Here is a 13,048-nt window from a genome sequence, read left to right on the forward strand (position 1 = left end):
GCCACCGGCGCCCCCGATCTCCCCATGCGCCTTGTGCGCTTGTGCTGTTGCTGCAGTTCCCGGCCGCGCCGGGGTTCCCCGCCAGGGGAACCCCCTTTGTCCATCCCCTGTTTTTGATCTTGGTCTGAGCCGGGGTAGATCCACGGTAGAGGCGGATCCCCGGTTGACCAAACAGCCTCCCGTCACACGGGAAGCTGGACCGTGCAGTCACTGAACAGCCGGAGTGCCTAGTGGCTGAACGGTCCGGAGGTTCAGTGCCTGCACGGTCCAACGGGGCTGGCCACGAAGGAGCAACGGGCCACGCATCGGCGGCTGACTATGATCACACTCTGTGGTCTTGGACCTCGGCCACAGAAGGTGTGCCCAAGCGATGCCGACGGCCGAAGTCCGGCCCGCGGTGCAGTACTCCGCACCACTCCCGGTCTCAGCCACTGTGCTCGCGGTGACGTTCACCGGCGCGGGCGGCCACCGCGTCCGCCGGCGGATGCGACCACGTACGCTCGCACGCGAAGAGACCCCCGGCGCTGCCTGCCGGGGGTCTCTTCGCGGGTGGAGCTGGGGTCGGGGTCACTGCCTGTTTCTGATCCCCGTCCGTGCTGTCCTGTCGCATTTGATCTTTGCCGGTGGCGTCGCGCCTGAGCTGGGTAGATACAACCGGCCGTGAGACTCGCCGCCGGACCCGTCTCGCTTCTCGTTGCGGTTCAGACGCAAATCGACGCCCCTGTCTCACCTTCGGCTGCCGGTGGCGTCGGTTCAGGAACGAGGCGTTGGCCCAGGCTGACGCTCCGGCTGTCCAGGGTTTCTGGACGACATCAGGCCTGTGAGGCATGTACGGCAACCGAGATTCAGGTTGCGGCGAGTCCAGCTCTGATCGGCAGTCGTGCACCGGCTAACGCTGAGGCTGGTCTTGACTTCCGGGTCACTCGGATGGGTGGACGCGCGACGCCGGAGCACTCGATCGTTGCCCACAGCCCGGCGCACCGATAGTCCTGGCCTGGACAGCTTGTCCCCGATGATCAAGCGTCGACCAGCTACGGAGGAACGACCATGGCCGGCAGCAAGATTTCCGCGACCCTGCACACCACTCAGGGCGACATCCGACTGACCTTGTTCCCAGACCAGGCACCCAAGACGGTGGAGAACTTCGTGGGCCTCGCGGAGGGAACCAAGGAGTACAGCGAACCCAACGGCGAGGGCGGGACGACCGGGCCCTTCTACAACGGGACGATCTTCCACCAGGTGAAGAGCGGCCACACGATCCAAGGCGGAGACCCGACGGGTACCGGACAAGGCGGCCCAGGCTACAAGTTCGCCGACGAGTTTCCCCCGAAGCTCAAGTTCACCCGGCCATACCTGCTGGCGATGGCCAACTCCGGCCCGAACACCAACGGCTCGCGGTTCATCATCACGCTCGGCGCCCTGCCCTCGCACGATTTCAGGCACACGATCTTCGGCGAAGTCGCCGACCAGGAGTCGCGCGACATCGTTGACGCCATCGCCCTGGTCGAAACCGGCAAGGGTGACCGCCCGCTCGCAGACGTCGTGGTCGCGAAGGTCACCATCGAGCGCAGCTAGACCTCAGCCGCCGCCTGCAGTGCTGCCGCTGAAGCCAACAACGCAGGCCTGGACCGCCCGGATCAACAGGCACGGGGGACCTGGCCGGCGCCAGATCCTCCCATCAGTCTCAGGTGGCGTTGTCGTTGACCGACAGACGTGGCAACAGAACCTGAGACAGCGACAACGAGACGGGAGACGGGACACGTGCAGGTCAGCGGCAGAAGTGGAAGTACAGGGCGAGACTGACCCGTTCGGAGAACGGTCACGGTGACGGTTCCGCGAACGGAACTTCTGGGGCACGGATGGCCCGAGTGACCGAGGTCGAGTTCAACGTGGTGAACTCGACCGAGGGGTGGCGTTGACGGCCGCGAATGCGGCCTGGAGGGCCTTGTCTCCAAGGGTAGCGAGAGGCCTCGGCCGGAGGATCAGAAACAGGCAGGAGATGCCGGGACTCGTCTACTCCTCCTCCCCCTCCTCGTCTTGGCCGAGCGCCCCTCCTGCGGTGCCGGCTAGCGCCAGCGGGGGGCACTTCTCTTCCTTGAGGGGCTTCTTCCCCTCTTCTGGGCTGCCCTTGTCCTCACCTGAAATGTCCTTGCTGAGGCAGCGGGCCTTGATCGCGTCGCCGGAGACCTGCAGGTTGCCCCCGATGAACTTCACGGGGCTCGGGTCGTCGGCGGCGTGGGCAGCTCCGGCCAGGGACAGGGAGGCGCATGCGAGCGCAGTGGCGGCGAGTGCGCGCAAGGTGATTTTCACGTTCGGCACAACAACTGACCGATGCGATTGGTCACGCCTGCCCTACTGGTGATTTGCGGATCTAAGCGGTGAGCTGTCGGGCCAGCACCACAGTGCTTGTCATGGCAGCCTCACAAACAGGCAGTCAGTCCTTGTAGGCGACGGGGCCGAGACCCTGGTGCGCCTGGTCGAGCGCGTCGTACAGCATGCGCGCGGCGCCCCCGGCGACGTTCAGGCCCTGGTACGTCGCGGCCAGGTCCTCGTCCAGGGTGTCCTTGTCGCTGCGCAGGCGCCCCTGCTCTTCCAGCCCCTTGAGGAAGGCGGCGATCTGCTCCAGCGCCTGCGGGAGCCGCATCGCCAGTGCCGAGAGGTTGGCGACGGTGCTGTAGGCGTCGCCGGGGTACTGAAGATCAGTGGTCAGGTGGTTCAGGTCGCGGATCGCCTCGGCGGCGGTGTCGGTGACGGAGACGGGGGTCTTGTCGGTCATCAGTGCGCTTCCTCCGGTACGGGCCGGGGCCGTCTCGACGGCGGCCCCGGGTTTCATCTTGGCGGGTCGGTATGACACGGCGGGCCGGTTCAGCGGGAGTGCATGCCCGGCGGGAGGAGCGGCCGGTCGATGTCGCGGTGCTCGATGACGGCCTCCTGGCCGGTCATGGTGAGCAGTTCATAGGTCCGGCGGGCCAGGCCGACGCTGCGGTGCCGGCCCCCGACGCACCCGAACGCGATGGTGAAGTCGGTGGCTCCGGTGACCTGCATGATGGCGGCGGCGCTGGTCGCCGCGTTGAAGGCCCAGAGTTCGGCGCCCGGTGTCGCCAGCAGGTGCTCGTAGACCGGCTGGTCGAGGCCCGTCAGCTCCTTGAGCGCGGGGTCGTGGAACGGGTTTCGCAGGCTGCCCCGGACGTCGTACGTGAACTCCGCGACCGGCGGTTCACCGTGGCCGTAGCCGAAGCTGATGATGCGGATCATGGGCGTGCTCTCCTTCGACTGCGGGAGGGTCCGGGTCAGCTCGACGACGTCGCGGTGGCCAGCACCTGGGCGAGGATGCTGTCGTGGTCGAACGCCAGCCGCGGCAGGTCGGCGACGGACCACCAGCGGGCGGTCCGCGCGTCGTCCCCGGCGACGATCGGGGTCCCGGCGGGGACGACGGCGAGGTAGACGGCCGTGACGTAGCGGCCGCGCGGGTCGCGGCCGGGCTCGTCCCAGACGCCGATCTGCCGCAGCTGGTCCACGTCGACCTGGACGCCGGTTTCCTCGGCCAGTTCTCGAACGGCGGCGGACCGGCTGGTCTCGCCCTCGTCGACGTGGCCGCCGGGCAGGGCCCATGTCCCCTCGTACGGCGGCCAGTCCCGCTCGATGAGCAGTACGCGGCCGTCGGGGGTCATGGCCACCACGTCGGCGGTGTAGCGGATGGTCTCGGCGGTCTCGGTCATTTCTCAGCTCCGTGGGTGAGGTGCGCGGTGTTCGGGGCGGGTTCAGGCGGCTTCGGTGCGCCAGGTCCAGGGCTGGCCGTCGGCGGCGGCGCGGCCGGCGGCGTTGGCCAGGAGGGTGGCGGCTTCGGCCAGCTTCGTGGAGCGCAGGTAGCGGTGGCGGGCGATCCTGCGGAGCTGTCCGGCGAACTGCCCAGCGTCGGCGGCCGGGATGGTCTGCTCGGTGCCGACCTCGGTCAGCTGCTGGGCCGCGAGCAGCTTCACGAGCGGTTCCCGCTCGTCGGCGGGGAGGCAGCCGCGGGCGTAGTCGGCCAGGGAGGTCAGCGACTTGGTCAGGTGGCGGTCGTGCCCGAAGAAGTCGCCGCCGTGGGAGGTGATGACGCAGGTGGTCATGGGAATCCCTTCGGGTCGGCGGGTCAGCTGTCCTCGAAGCGCTTGACGGCGCAGGGCGGGCAGAGCGGCATCTGGCGGTGGTCGCTGGCCTCCGGGTAGAGCGCGGTGGAGAACGGGTCGGGCATGACCTCGACGTCGTCGCGGTGCTGTCCGCACTCCTCGCAGGCCGGGATGAGCTCACCGAGGATCTCCAGCGCCTGGCCGATGCGTTCGCCGGCGGAGCTGAGCACGTACGCCTCGGCCTCGTCGAGCTTCTCCGTGATGTCGTCGATCCGGTCGTCGTCGACCTCGGTGAGGGACTGGGAGATGGTGCCGATGACCCGGCTGACAGCGGCGAGGATTCCCTCGTCCTCGGCGCGGACGTTGTAGATGGCGCGCAGGGCGGCGGCGTGCGGGGCCGGTTCGGCGGTGCGGCACGCGGCGTCCTGGAGGCGGTCGAGGCCGACTCGGATGATGGCGACGGCCGCCTGCAGCTCCTGGTCGAGCGTCAGCTTCGGGGTCCGGTCCATTGGTGTTCCTCCGTGGTTTCTGGTTCAGCGGCCGATGAGCAGGAAGGCGATGACGGGGACGGCGAGCACGGCGAGCAGGACGAGGAGGAAGTCCCTGAGTTCCTGGGGCATGGCGGGTTCTCCGATCGGTGCTGGTGGGTCAGAGAGCGGCGATCAGCAGGGCGGCGACGAACAGGAACAGGTGGTGGAAGGACTGGTCGAGGGCGTACGCGCCGGTGCCCAGGTGTGCGGCCGGGGTTCCCTTGGCGGTGACGGGGGCGGCCGGGTGGGCGCCGGTGCCGAGGCTGGCGAACTCGGCCTTACCGGTGACCTTGGCGAGCCAGGCGAGGGTGGACCGGCGGTCCGCCCACCAGTGACTGGCGGCGTCGATGCCGAGGCCGGCCACCAGGCCGAGCGCGGTCACCGGCAGGTCCAGTACGACCACGGCCAGGGCGAGCAGGGCGCCCTTGGTGAGGGTCAGGGTGAGGACGTGGCGGGCGTCGGCGATGCGGCCCCGCCAGCCGGGGAGGCCCTTCTCGGCGGCCTGGTGCGAGGTCTGGACCCAGTGGTCGCCGACGGAGTGGGCGACGTATAAGGCGGCGAAGACGGCGGCGAAGGTGGCGGCGTCGGTCATGGTCGGCTCCTGGTCTCGGGATTCGGGTGGTGGGCGGAGCGGGTCCTACTGGACGGTCCAGCCGTTCGTGCTCTGGCGGATCTGGCCGCCGGGGGTGTGGAGCTGGCCGTTGCCGGTGCCGATGCCGAGCGCGTCGATCTGGTTGAGGAGTTCGGCGACCTGCTCGGCGAGCTGGCCGGCCTTCTCCTCGCGCTGGCGGAGCTGCTCGGGGGTTCCGGTGAACATCTCGTTCTCCTCTGTGGGACGGAAACGCCAGCGCAACCGCTTGCGTTTTCGCTGGCGTTTCCGCTTGCGATAACTCAATGATGCAGAGTCGGAGTCTGCATGTCTAGGGGTTCGCAGACTCCGAGTCTGCGTAGCGGGATGTCCGCTGGTCACGGGCTCAGATTGGCCCGGACTTGGTGGTGCTGTCCGCCCGGCGAGTGCGCTGCGGGCGTGATCCGGGTCTCAGGTCGAGATGCGGGGCGGGGGGCCGTCGACCTGGTCGTCCTGGTCCTCGTCGGCATCCGGGGGTTCGAGTCCGGTGACCTGGTCGAGGGACCGCCATAGGGCCCTGTGGGAGGCGGGGCCGTAGTACGGCGCGATGACGGCAAGGTGGATGGCGCCGTCCAGTTCGCGGCGGGCCTCGGGGTGCAGGACACCGTAGAGGGCGTGCATGTCGCGGGGGCCGGGGCGGGCGCCGAAGGCCGTGTACGGCTCGCCGTCCCGGTGGGTGACCACGACCACCTCGTCGCGGCGGCCGGTGTGCGGGTCGTCCACGACGACGAGATGGCCGAGGGCCTCGGCGGCGTCGAGGATCTGCTGGAACAGGGCGCGATCGGTGAGGTAGCCCTCGACGGCGGCGTGCTGGGTCCACCACGCGCCGTCGTAGCCGATCTCGGCGAGGCCGGGCTGGGAGCAGGTGGTCATGAGTCCGGCCCGGTTCAGGGCGGCGAGGGAGGGGACCAGTTCGGCGGTCTCCTCGTCGGGGCCGCAGTTCGGCATGTAGCCGGGCTGGGAGGCGAGTCGGCCCTCCAGCCAGTCGGCGGTCCGCCGGCCGAGGTCGGCCAGGGTGCGGGCCGACTTCCAGGCCCGGCGGTCTGAGCAGCGCATCCAGGGAAGCCTCATGATCAGCCCTTCACGATCATGCTGTCGGGGCAGCGGCTGCCCATGTGCGAGACGCAGGCCGGGCAGTCTTCCCGCGGCTTGAGGTGCTTGTGGGCCTCCCGCGAGGCGTAGGCGTGGTACCAGCACTGGCGGCACTGGCCCTTCGGCGGGTTCAGGGCCGTGTCGTTCGCCATCGTGTTCTCCCTCGTCATGTGGTTCGGGCTCTGGCGTTCGTCGGGTGGAAGGGCGCTCAGTGCTTGGAGCCCGGGGTGCCGTTGAGGTTGGTCCGGGCGAACACGGCCTTGGTGGTGGTCGTGTTGGCCACGGTGGTGTTCTTCTGGCGGACCGGGCCGTTGTAGTGGTGGTGGTGCTCGGTGTGCATGGCGGTCTTGGCGCGCCCGACGGACTTCACGAGGGAGCCGACGGCGAGGACCAGGGCGACGGGCCCGGCCGCGCCGATGGCGAGGGTGGCCGGGTCGACCGTGCCGAGCACGTAGAGGACGAGCGAGGTGGCGCCGCCGACGGACAGGGCGGCGACGCTGCCGGAGAGCATCAGGGCGCTGATGTCCGTGGCCCTCTGGGACATCGGCGGCCGTCCGGGTTGCGCGACGGGCTCGGCCTGGCCGTAGGCAGGGACGGGGGAGTCGTCGCGGTACGCCGTCGGCGTGTACGCCTCGGCGATGAGCTGGCGGGCGCGGGCGTCGGCCTCGGTCTCGCTCATCGGGGTGCTGGGGGTCCGGTCGTCGGTGTTCACGGTCTGCCCTCTCGGGTCGGGGCCGGCCCCCGGGCGCGGTGCCCGGGGGCCGACCTGTCAGGTCGCGCGGTACTGCTTGGTGCGCTTCAGGACGTGGTCGCGGCTGAACCCGGTGGCTTCGGCGACGTCGCGCTGGAGGACCTCGCCGCCGTCGAGTTCGGCGGCGATGTCCTTCCACATCTGCTCGTCGGCGGCCGTCTTGGCCTTCTCCGCTTCCTCGTGGGCGAGGTCGCGGGCCTTCTTCAGGTCAGCGATCCGGGTGCGGCCTGCTGCTCTGGTCTCGTCGGTCGGTCGGGGGGTCATTGGGTGCTCCGGTTCGTGTCGAGGGACTATGTGGGCTCCCCCCGCTGCGGTTTCGGAGCGGGATCGGGCCCGTGGCGGTCGGCGGACCTTGGCCGGGATGACGGCCGCCACGGGGCGCCGCTACTTACTCGCGGGGATCGCCGGGGTGGGGATGGTGCTCTCGGCGGCGGTGGCCACCGCCTGGAGGATGTCGCGGTTGGACTCAGCAGCGTCGCCCAGGGCCTCGGCGAGCGTGCCGTATCCGAGGGAGCTTGCGCGGGCCTTCAGCGCGACGAGGTAGTGCCAGGTGTCATGGAGCTCGTCGTGCAGGGTGACCAGGCCGGGCTGGAAGCCGTAGCTGTCGGTCAGCTTGTCTGCGCCCCGGGTGTGGGTGTCGGCTCGGTCCGCGAGGGTGTTGAAGCACTGCTCGGCGATGACCTCGCGTACCTCCTCGGCGGACTCGTAGGCCCAGGCCAGGCCGAGCAGGCCGTTGATGAAGGTCAGGAGGCGGTTGGGCTTCTTCATTGCTGTCTCCTCTGCTTGCGTTTCTGCTGGCGGTATCGCTTGCGGATCGGGCCCGGGGGGGCCGGCGGACCTTGGCCGGGATGACGGCCGCCCCGGGGCGGAGTCAGCGGTTGCGGACGCGGCCGGACATCGTGCTGCAGCTCGGGTTCAGGTGGCCCGCGCCCCGGGTGCTGACGTCGCCGGACATGGACTTGAGGTCCATCCGCCCGGTCGCGGCCGGGGTGACGCTGGCGTCGATGTCGCCGGACATCGTGTTCGCCCAGAAGCAGCTGCCGTTGTAGGCGCCGATCTCGATGTCGCCGGACATCGTGCCGACGTTGACCTCGCAGTCGACCCGGGTGGCCTCGACGTCGCCCGACATCGTCTTGACCCGCAGCTCGCGGACGGAGTCGGCCCTGACGTCGCCGGACTGGCTGTCGACGTCGAGGACCTGGAGGGCGGCGCCCTCGGTGATCACGTCGGCGGAGGTGGTCGTGACCTTGACCGAGGACATCTCGGGGAGCCGCAGCGTCACGATGATCTCGCCGGTTCCGGCGGCCCCGCCCACGACGGTTCCCTCAGCGGCGACGACGCGGCCGTTGGAGACGATCTGCTGGCCACCCATGAAGATGTCCCCGTTGATCATCTGTACCCCGGCGCCGGAGCCAGAGAAGGTGAAGCTGGAGCCGCCCACGATCATCGTGGTGCTGCCGCCCCCGCCGAACGCCCCCTCGATCTTCGGGACCCGGACCTCGATCTGGTCGCCGTTCTGGCGGATCGTCGCGCCCTCGACGGCCTGGGCGATGCGGCCCTCGGTCGCGGTGGTGCTGATCTCGATCACGGCCTTGGTGATCCGCTGGTCCGTGATCACCCGGACCTGGCCCATGTGGCTGGTGACGTAGACGTTCACGAGGCCGGTGGTCGAGGCGGCGTAGGTCTGCTCGGTCACTGCGTTCTCCTTCGTCAGCGATACCGCTGTCATTTCCGCTTGCGTTCTCGCTTGCGGTAATTCAATGATGCAGACTCCAAGTCTGCATGTCTAGGGGCTTAGCAGACTCGGAGTCTGCGTTTCTGTGTTTCTGCTGGTCAGGGGCCGAAAAATTTGGTGCGAAGGGCCTCGGCGGGTCCCTGCGGGAGGGGGCGGTCTAGCGGACGGGCGCGTCCGCGCCCGGCACCCCCGGGTGCGGGTCCCTTGCGGGCCGCGCGTTCACCGTCACCGGCCGCTCGGCCGCTGGGCGGCCTCCCGTCCGGCGCCGGGCGCGGCCCGCGGCCTTCCGCTCCTCACCCGCGCCCCGGTGGTAATCCGGGGCTGGGTGAGCGCTGCGGGCCTGCTTCGCTGTGGGCCACCCAAACGGGGCGAGGGCTGCTCGGGGCGGGCCACCGCGGCCGGGTCAGACTCGTATGTTGCTGGCCGCGCCGGCGGCGGTGTCGAGGAGCTGGTGGAGCATCGGGCCGACGGGGGTGTCGGCCAGCAACAGCCCGAGCAGCACGCACGGCAGTGCCATGTACCAGGGCAGGCCCGCCTTCCAGAGGAGCCCGGCGACGAGCAGGACCAGGACGACGAGGGTGGAGATGGTGATCACGGGGTTCCTCCTCAGCGGCCGGTGCGGTGGCAGGTGCCGCACGGGATCTTGACCTCGGCGCTCTTGCCGGTGGGGGAGTGGAGCCGGGTGGCCAGGGTGACCATGCCGCCGCGGCAGCCCTTGACCGTGCACCGCTTGGCCTTCGGCATCTTGGCGGGGCCGGCGCCCTGGGTCTGCAACTGCCAGGCCGTGGTGAGCACGGCGGCCGCCGTGGCGTTCTTCGCGTTCTTCGCCGCGCCCTTCGCGGCCGTCGCGGCGTCGCTCGCCGCGTCCTTGACCGCGCCCTTCGCGGTGGCCTTGGCCTCGGCCACCTTCGCCTTCGCCGCCTTCTTCTTCCCGCCCCACCAGCGGCCGACGTCCTTCTCAACCTCGTCGCGCAGAGCCTCGGCGACGGTGACCAGGTCGTCCATCACCAGGGTCGGGCGAAGCTCGCCGGTCATGACGACCTCGCGCCACTCGGCGGTGAACAGGTCCCTGTCCTCCGCCTTCTGGCGGCCGGTCCGCGCGGCGAGCACGGCGTCGACCAGGCCGTTGGTGACCGTCGCCGAGTCGTCGCCGCGCCCGCAGGAGCCGCAGGTGATCCAGGCGGGCCAGACCTCGCGCGGGCCGCGCTTGTGGACGTGGAGGCCGATCGCGTTGCCGCAGTGCCCGCACTCCAGCGGGGCCCCGTCGACGTACGCGATGCCGTGGAGTTCGAGGTCGGGGGAGTGGTCGAACATCGGGGCCTCCTCAGCGGGTCGCGGTCGGGGTGGTGCTGACGGTCGGTCCAGGCGCCGGCCCCGGTGCGGGCTGGGCGTCCCCGCCTCCGCCCCCGGCGAGGTAGAAGCCGGCCGCCAGGCCGAGCACCGCGTAGACCGCGGCCTTGTTCTTCGCCCACCAGGTAGGCGGATCGGGCTCGCTCACCACGTATCTGACGCCCATCAGGGTCGTCCTCCGTCTGTCGTGTCTGTCACGGTTTGGGGGAGGTCACCGACCCGGATCGAGCCCGGACGGGTCGGCGTCTGTGCAGGTCAGGGCTTTGGGTGTCCCGGACGGCGGGGGCCTCGACCCGGACGTCCCACGTCCGGGTCCCGGCCCCGCCGTCCGGGTCGGCCCCCCTCGAATCCGGGGGCAATCCGGGACATACCGGGTGGTTGTCCGGGTCGATTCCGGGTCTCTGGGGCCCGGATCAGGCGGTCAGGCCGTACTTCGCCTTCGCCACGCGGGTGACCGCCTCGAAGGTGTAGCCCGCGATGTTGCTGGAGCTGCCGGGCCAGGCCCGCTTCTTCTTCTCCTCGTCGGTGCGGGCCACCAGGGCGCCGAGCTTCTCGGCGGTGATGGTGAGCCCGGCGGCCGTGAGCGCGTCGATCAGCACCGAGCCGGGGAGCCAGTCGAGGGTGGTGTTCTCGACCTCCTCGGCGCTCTTGCCCTCGGCCTCGGCCTGGGCCTTGGCCGCCTGCTCATACCCGTCGAACACGTCGGCCAGCACCGCGAGGATCTGGGCGTCCGGCTCGCCCTTCTCGCGCAGCAGCGTGCCGAGCGACTTCTGGCCCTGGGGCAGGGTTCCGGCCTTGGCCCGCAGGTCGTAGGCCCGGCTGAGGAGTTCGGTGACCTGGTCGTCGTCGTAGTAGTCGGCGCGGACCATCACCGGGTTCTGGCCCTCGGCCCACAGGTAGCCGGCGCCCCGCATCTCCGACTCGATCGTCTTGGCGGAGTAGCCGGCGGCAGCCGCGCCGCGGCCGAGGATCGTGTCGGACGCCTCTGGGGTGGTGCAGCGCAGCGCCCACCGGATGGAGAGCAGGTCGCGCAGCGAGGTGTCGACCACGTCGGAGCCCGGCTTCTGGGTCGCGCAGAAGGTGATGATGCCTGCTGCGCGACCCCTGCTGACGAGGTTCCGCAGGGCCTTGGTGATCTTCTTGCCCCACTCCTCGTCGGTCGTGTAGAGCATCAGCTCGTCAACCCACAGGAGCTTCTGGCGCAGCAGCTCGTACTTCGCTGCCAATTCCTCTGTGACCTTGCGCTTTCCCAGCTTCTTGAGCAGCGCGTAGCGGGCCTTCATGTCCGCGAGTGCGGCCAGCAGCATTCCGTAGAACGCCTCCGGGTCGGCGTCGCCCTCGTATTCCTCGCACAGGTTCTTGAAGGGGTCGAGGTCGCCACCGCCCTTTCCGTCGGCGAGCCAGAGAATGACCCGCGGGTCGAGGGCCGCCGCGAGCAGGATGGTGTTGCCCGACCCGGACTTGCCCGCGCCGGGCTCGCCCCCGATCAGGCCCGAGCGCTCGACGACCGAGATTGAGATCGGCAGTCCGCGTACGTCGGGGCCGATCGAGATCCGGCCCCAGAAGTTCGAGGCGGCCTCCAGCGCGAGGAGCGGGCCGGGGACGCCCTTCTCGGTGAACGGGATGTCCTTCGAGACGTACAGCTCGATCCGCCCGGCGCGGGCGCCCTTGGACAGCGTGACCTGCGCGGCCTCCACGCCGAACGCCGAGGCGATCTCCTCCTGGGCGCGCAGTGCCTTCTTCGCCGGGACGCCCGGCGGCAGGTCGACGATCGCCGACCAGGCCCCGCGGGCATCCAGCATCGGCATCTGCACGATCCGGAGGGTCTCCTCGGACGCGATCACCTTCGCGGCCTGGAAGACGGAGTCGAGCATCGGGGCGTTCATGGTGTCGCCGTCGCCGAGCGACCTCCAGTCCTGCGACCAGTCGGTCTCGGTCTCCAGCTGGTGGCGTCCGGCGAACGCTCCACCGCCGAAGGTCGCCAGTGCCGCGCCGGTCAGGCCGAGAAGCCCGGTCGTCGCGTAGCCGGTGACCATCGCCGTGGCCGGCGGACCGTAGACGGCTCCGGCCCGCATCGCACGCGCCTTGCGCCGGTAGGACTTCGCCTTCTTGTGCGCGGCCACGGCCTGCGTCGCCACCGTCTGGGCCCGGTCCATCGCCTGCAGCGCGGCCGTCTTCTTCTGCTTCATCAGCGCCGGTGTCCAACGGGCCGCACGGGCAGCCGCGCGGGCCTCCTTCGTCGCGATGACGGCCTGGTGGGCGGTGGCCTGGGTCTGGACACCCTCGAAGCCGATCACCCAGTCGTGCATCCTGACCCGGCCCCGGCGGAACTGCGCGACGTGGCCGTTGACCGTGCGCTGGCGACGGACCCAGCGGCGGAACGCCCGCTGCGAGGCCCGGTAGCGCTGGCCGCTGTAGGCCGCCCAGCCCTCGGCCGAACGCGCCCAAGCCGGGATGAGCGGGCGCTCGGGGTCGAACGCGTCGAGGTCTACCGGGGTCTTCATGACCTCGGAGGCGACGACGGTGTCCGTGCCCATGTGCTCGGCGAGGATCCGCTTGGCCGCCTCGACCAGGTCGAGCTCGGTGGGCGCCGAGGTGGAGCCACCCAAAGCGGGGGCAGCTCCGGGGGCGGCAGCCGCCGTGGCCGGCCGCACGGTGGGCAGGTAGGTGACGGTCGCGACCTGGGGGTCCGGTACCGGGGTTGTGGGCGTGTGGGACATCCTGGTTCTTCTCCTTCGGGAGGAGCGGGGCCCGGCGGCGACTGTGAGAGGGAGGCGCCGAGCCCCGCGCTTTCGGGGGGGAGTCACGCGGCGGCCGCAGGGCCGTCCGCGCAGGACGTGCAGGGGACGAGAC

General features: G+C 70.3%; 19 protein-coding genes. 1 reads left to right on the top strand and 18 read right to left on the bottom strand.

Annotated elements, in window-relative coordinates; genetic code table 11:
• The first annotated feature begins 1,047 nt into the window (after positions 1 to 1,047).
• Positions 1,048 to 1,575 carry a peptidylprolyl isomerase gene (locus ACFV9H_RS35805; protein ID WP_385406862.1) on the top strand — a complete coding sequence of 176 codons (528 nt, stop codon included), beginning with the start codon at positions 1,048 to 1,050 and terminating at the stop codon, positions 1,573 to 1,575.
• 438 nt (positions 1,576 to 2,013) lie between these two features.
• On the opposite strand, the gene ACFV9H_RS35810 is transcribed toward ACFV9H_RS35805, so the two are convergent.
• The 18 genes from ACFV9H_RS35810 to ACFV9H_RS35895 form a co-directional block, all read right to left on the bottom strand.
• Positions 2,014 to 2,310, bottom strand: a complete 297-nt coding sequence (locus ACFV9H_RS35810; RefSeq protein WP_385406865.1) for a hypothetical protein — start codon at positions 2,308 to 2,310, stop codon at positions 2,014 to 2,016.
• Positions 2,311 to 2,434: 124 nt separating this feature from the next.
• Positions 2,435 to 2,776 carry a hypothetical protein gene (locus tag ACFV9H_RS35815; protein ID WP_385406867.1) on the bottom strand — a complete coding sequence of 114 codons (342 nt, stop codon included), beginning with the start codon at positions 2,774 to 2,776 and terminating at the stop codon, positions 2,435 to 2,437.
• 89 nt (positions 2,777 to 2,865) lie between these two features.
• A complete protein-coding gene (locus ACFV9H_RS35820; RefSeq protein ID WP_385406870.1) occupies positions 2,866 to 3,255 on the bottom strand; it encodes a hypothetical protein in 390 nt (129 codons plus the stop codon).
• Positions 3,256 to 3,290: 35 nt separating this feature from the next.
• Positions 3,291 to 3,719 (bottom strand): NUDIX domain-containing protein, encoded by a 429-nt coding sequence (locus ACFV9H_RS35825; RefSeq protein ID WP_385406873.1) that lies wholly within the window; start codon positions 3,717 to 3,719, stop codon positions 3,291 to 3,293.
• 42 nt (positions 3,720 to 3,761) lie between these two features.
• On the bottom strand, positions 3,762 to 4,109 hold the full coding sequence (locus tag ACFV9H_RS35830) for a hypothetical protein (RefSeq protein WP_331717669.1): 348 nt from the start codon (positions 4,107 to 4,109) through the stop codon (positions 3,762 to 3,764).
• A gap of 23 nt (positions 4,110 to 4,132) precedes the next feature.
• Positions 4,133 to 4,618, bottom strand: a complete 486-nt coding sequence (locus ACFV9H_RS35835; RefSeq protein ID WP_385406876.1) for a hypothetical protein — start codon at positions 4,616 to 4,618, stop codon at positions 4,133 to 4,135.
• Positions 4,619 to 4,757: 139 nt separating this feature from the next.
• Entirely contained in the window at positions 4,758 to 5,231 is a 474-nt protein-coding gene (locus ACFV9H_RS35840; protein ID WP_385406879.1) for a transcriptional regulator, read from the bottom strand.
• Between the two features lie 45 nt (positions 5,232 to 5,276).
• Entirely contained in the window at positions 5,277 to 5,456 is a 180-nt protein-coding gene (locus ACFV9H_RS35845; RefSeq protein WP_385406881.1) for a hypothetical protein, read from the bottom strand.
• 222 nt (positions 5,457 to 5,678) lie between these two features.
• The gene (locus tag ACFV9H_RS35850) at positions 5,679 to 6,323 is read right to left on the bottom strand and encodes a DUF6919 domain-containing protein (RefSeq protein ID WP_385406883.1); all 645 of its coding nucleotides are present in this window, start codon (positions 6,321 to 6,323) and stop codon (positions 5,679 to 5,681) included.
• A 17-nt stretch (positions 6,324 to 6,340) separates the two neighbouring features.
• Positions 6,341 to 6,511, bottom strand: a complete 171-nt coding sequence (locus ACFV9H_RS35855; protein WP_385406884.1) for a pRL2-8 — start codon at positions 6,509 to 6,511, stop codon at positions 6,341 to 6,343.
• Between the two features lie 56 nt (positions 6,512 to 6,567).
• Positions 6,568 to 7,071: a hypothetical protein gene (locus ACFV9H_RS35860; protein ID WP_385406886.1), complete on the bottom strand. Its 504-nt coding sequence runs from the start codon at positions 7,069 to 7,071 to the stop codon at positions 6,568 to 6,570.
• Positions 7,072 to 7,128: 57 nt separating this feature from the next.
• Positions 7,129 to 7,374, bottom strand: coding sequence for a hypothetical protein (locus ACFV9H_RS35865; RefSeq protein ID WP_331717676.1), 246 nt, complete (start codon positions 7,372 to 7,374; stop codon positions 7,129 to 7,131).
• Positions 7,375 to 7,494: 120 nt separating this feature from the next.
• On the bottom strand, positions 7,495 to 7,878 hold the full coding sequence (locus ACFV9H_RS35870) for a hypothetical protein (protein WP_385406888.1): 384 nt from the start codon (positions 7,876 to 7,878) through the stop codon (positions 7,495 to 7,497).
• A 103-nt stretch (positions 7,879 to 7,981) separates the two neighbouring features.
• On the bottom strand, positions 7,982 to 8,806 hold the full coding sequence (locus ACFV9H_RS35875) for a DUF4097 family beta strand repeat-containing protein (RefSeq protein WP_385406890.1): 825 nt from the start codon (positions 8,804 to 8,806) through the stop codon (positions 7,982 to 7,984).
• 442 nt (positions 8,807 to 9,248) lie between these two features.
• Complete coding sequence (locus ACFV9H_RS35880) at positions 9,249 to 9,440, bottom strand: hypothetical protein (RefSeq protein WP_331717679.1); 192 nt, start codon at positions 9,438 to 9,440, stop codon at positions 9,249 to 9,251.
• A gap of 11 nt (positions 9,441 to 9,451) precedes the next feature.
• The gene (locus tag ACFV9H_RS35885) at positions 9,452 to 10,159 is read right to left on the bottom strand and encodes a hypothetical protein (RefSeq protein WP_385406893.1); all 708 of its coding nucleotides are present in this window, start codon (positions 10,157 to 10,159) and stop codon (positions 9,452 to 9,454) included.
• A gap of 10 nt (positions 10,160 to 10,169) precedes the next feature.
• Complete coding sequence (locus ACFV9H_RS35890) at positions 10,170 to 10,361, bottom strand: hypothetical protein (RefSeq protein WP_385406895.1); 192 nt, start codon at positions 10,359 to 10,361, stop codon at positions 10,170 to 10,172.
• Positions 10,362 to 10,608: 247 nt separating this feature from the next.
• Entirely contained in the window at positions 10,609 to 12,915 is a 2,307-nt protein-coding gene (locus tag ACFV9H_RS35895) for an FtsK/SpoIIIE domain-containing protein (RefSeq protein ID WP_385406898.1), read from the bottom strand.
• Positions 12,916 to 13,048: the final 133 nt, after the last annotated feature.

The organism is Streptomyces sp. NPDC059874 (genome assembly GCF_042731135.1).
Taxonomy (GTDB): domain Bacteria; phylum Actinomycetota; class Actinomycetes; order Streptomycetales; family Streptomycetaceae; genus Streptomyces.

Bases quoted from the DNA above. Each gene is read 5' to 3' on its own strand.
- ACFV9H_RS35820 (WP_385406870.1), bottom strand. From the start codon at position 3,255: ATGATCCGCATCATCAGCTTCGGCTACGGCCACGGTGAACCGCCGGTC.
- ACFV9H_RS35890 (WP_385406895.1), bottom strand. From the start codon at position 10,361: ATGGGCGTCAGATACGTGGTGAGCGAGCCCGATCCGCCTACCTGGTGG.
- ACFV9H_RS35865 (WP_331717676.1), bottom strand. From the start codon at position 7,374: ATGACCCCCCGACCGACCGACGAGACCAGAGCAGCAGGCCGCACCCGG.
- ACFV9H_RS35825 (WP_385406873.1), bottom strand. From the start codon at position 3,719: ATGACCGAGACCGCCGAGACCATCCGCTACACCGCCGACGTGGTGGCC.
- ACFV9H_RS35855 (WP_385406884.1), bottom strand. From the start codon at position 6,511: ATGGCGAACGACACGGCCCTGAACCCGCCGAAGGGCCAGTGCCGCCAG.
- ACFV9H_RS35870 (WP_385406888.1), bottom strand. From the start codon at position 7,878: ATGAAGAAGCCCAACCGCCTCCTGACCTTCATCAACGGCCTGCTCGGC.
- ACFV9H_RS35835 (WP_385406876.1), bottom strand. From the start codon at position 4,618: ATGGACCGGACCCCGAAGCTGACGCTCGACCAGGAGCTGCAGGCGGCC.
- ACFV9H_RS35850 (WP_385406883.1), bottom strand. From the start codon at position 6,323: ATGCGCTGCTCAGACCGCCGGGCCTGGAAGTCGGCCCGCACCCTGGCC.
- ACFV9H_RS35830 (WP_331717669.1), bottom strand. From the start codon at position 4,109: ATGACCACCTGCGTCATCACCTCCCACGGCGGCGACTTCTTCGGGCAC.
- ACFV9H_RS35815 (WP_385406867.1), bottom strand. From the start codon at position 2,776: ATGACCGACAAGACCCCCGTCTCCGTCACCGACACCGCCGCCGAGGCG.
- ACFV9H_RS35845 (WP_385406881.1), bottom strand. From the start codon at position 5,456: ATGTTCACCGGAACCCCCGAGCAGCTCCGCCAGCGCGAGGAGAAGGCC.
- ACFV9H_RS35895 (WP_385406898.1), bottom strand. From the start codon at position 12,915: ATGTCCCACACGCCCACAACCCCGGTACCGGACCCCCAGGTCGCGACC.
- ACFV9H_RS35885 (WP_385406893.1), bottom strand. From the start codon at position 10,159: ATGTTCGACCACTCCCCCGACCTCGAACTCCACGGCATCGCGTACGTC.
- ACFV9H_RS35805 (WP_385406862.1), top strand. From the start codon at position 1,048: ATGGCCGGCAGCAAGATTTCCGCGACCCTGCACACCACTCAGGGCGAC.
- ACFV9H_RS35840 (WP_385406879.1), bottom strand. From the start codon at position 5,231: ATGACCGACGCCGCCACCTTCGCCGCCGTCTTCGCCGCCTTATACGTC.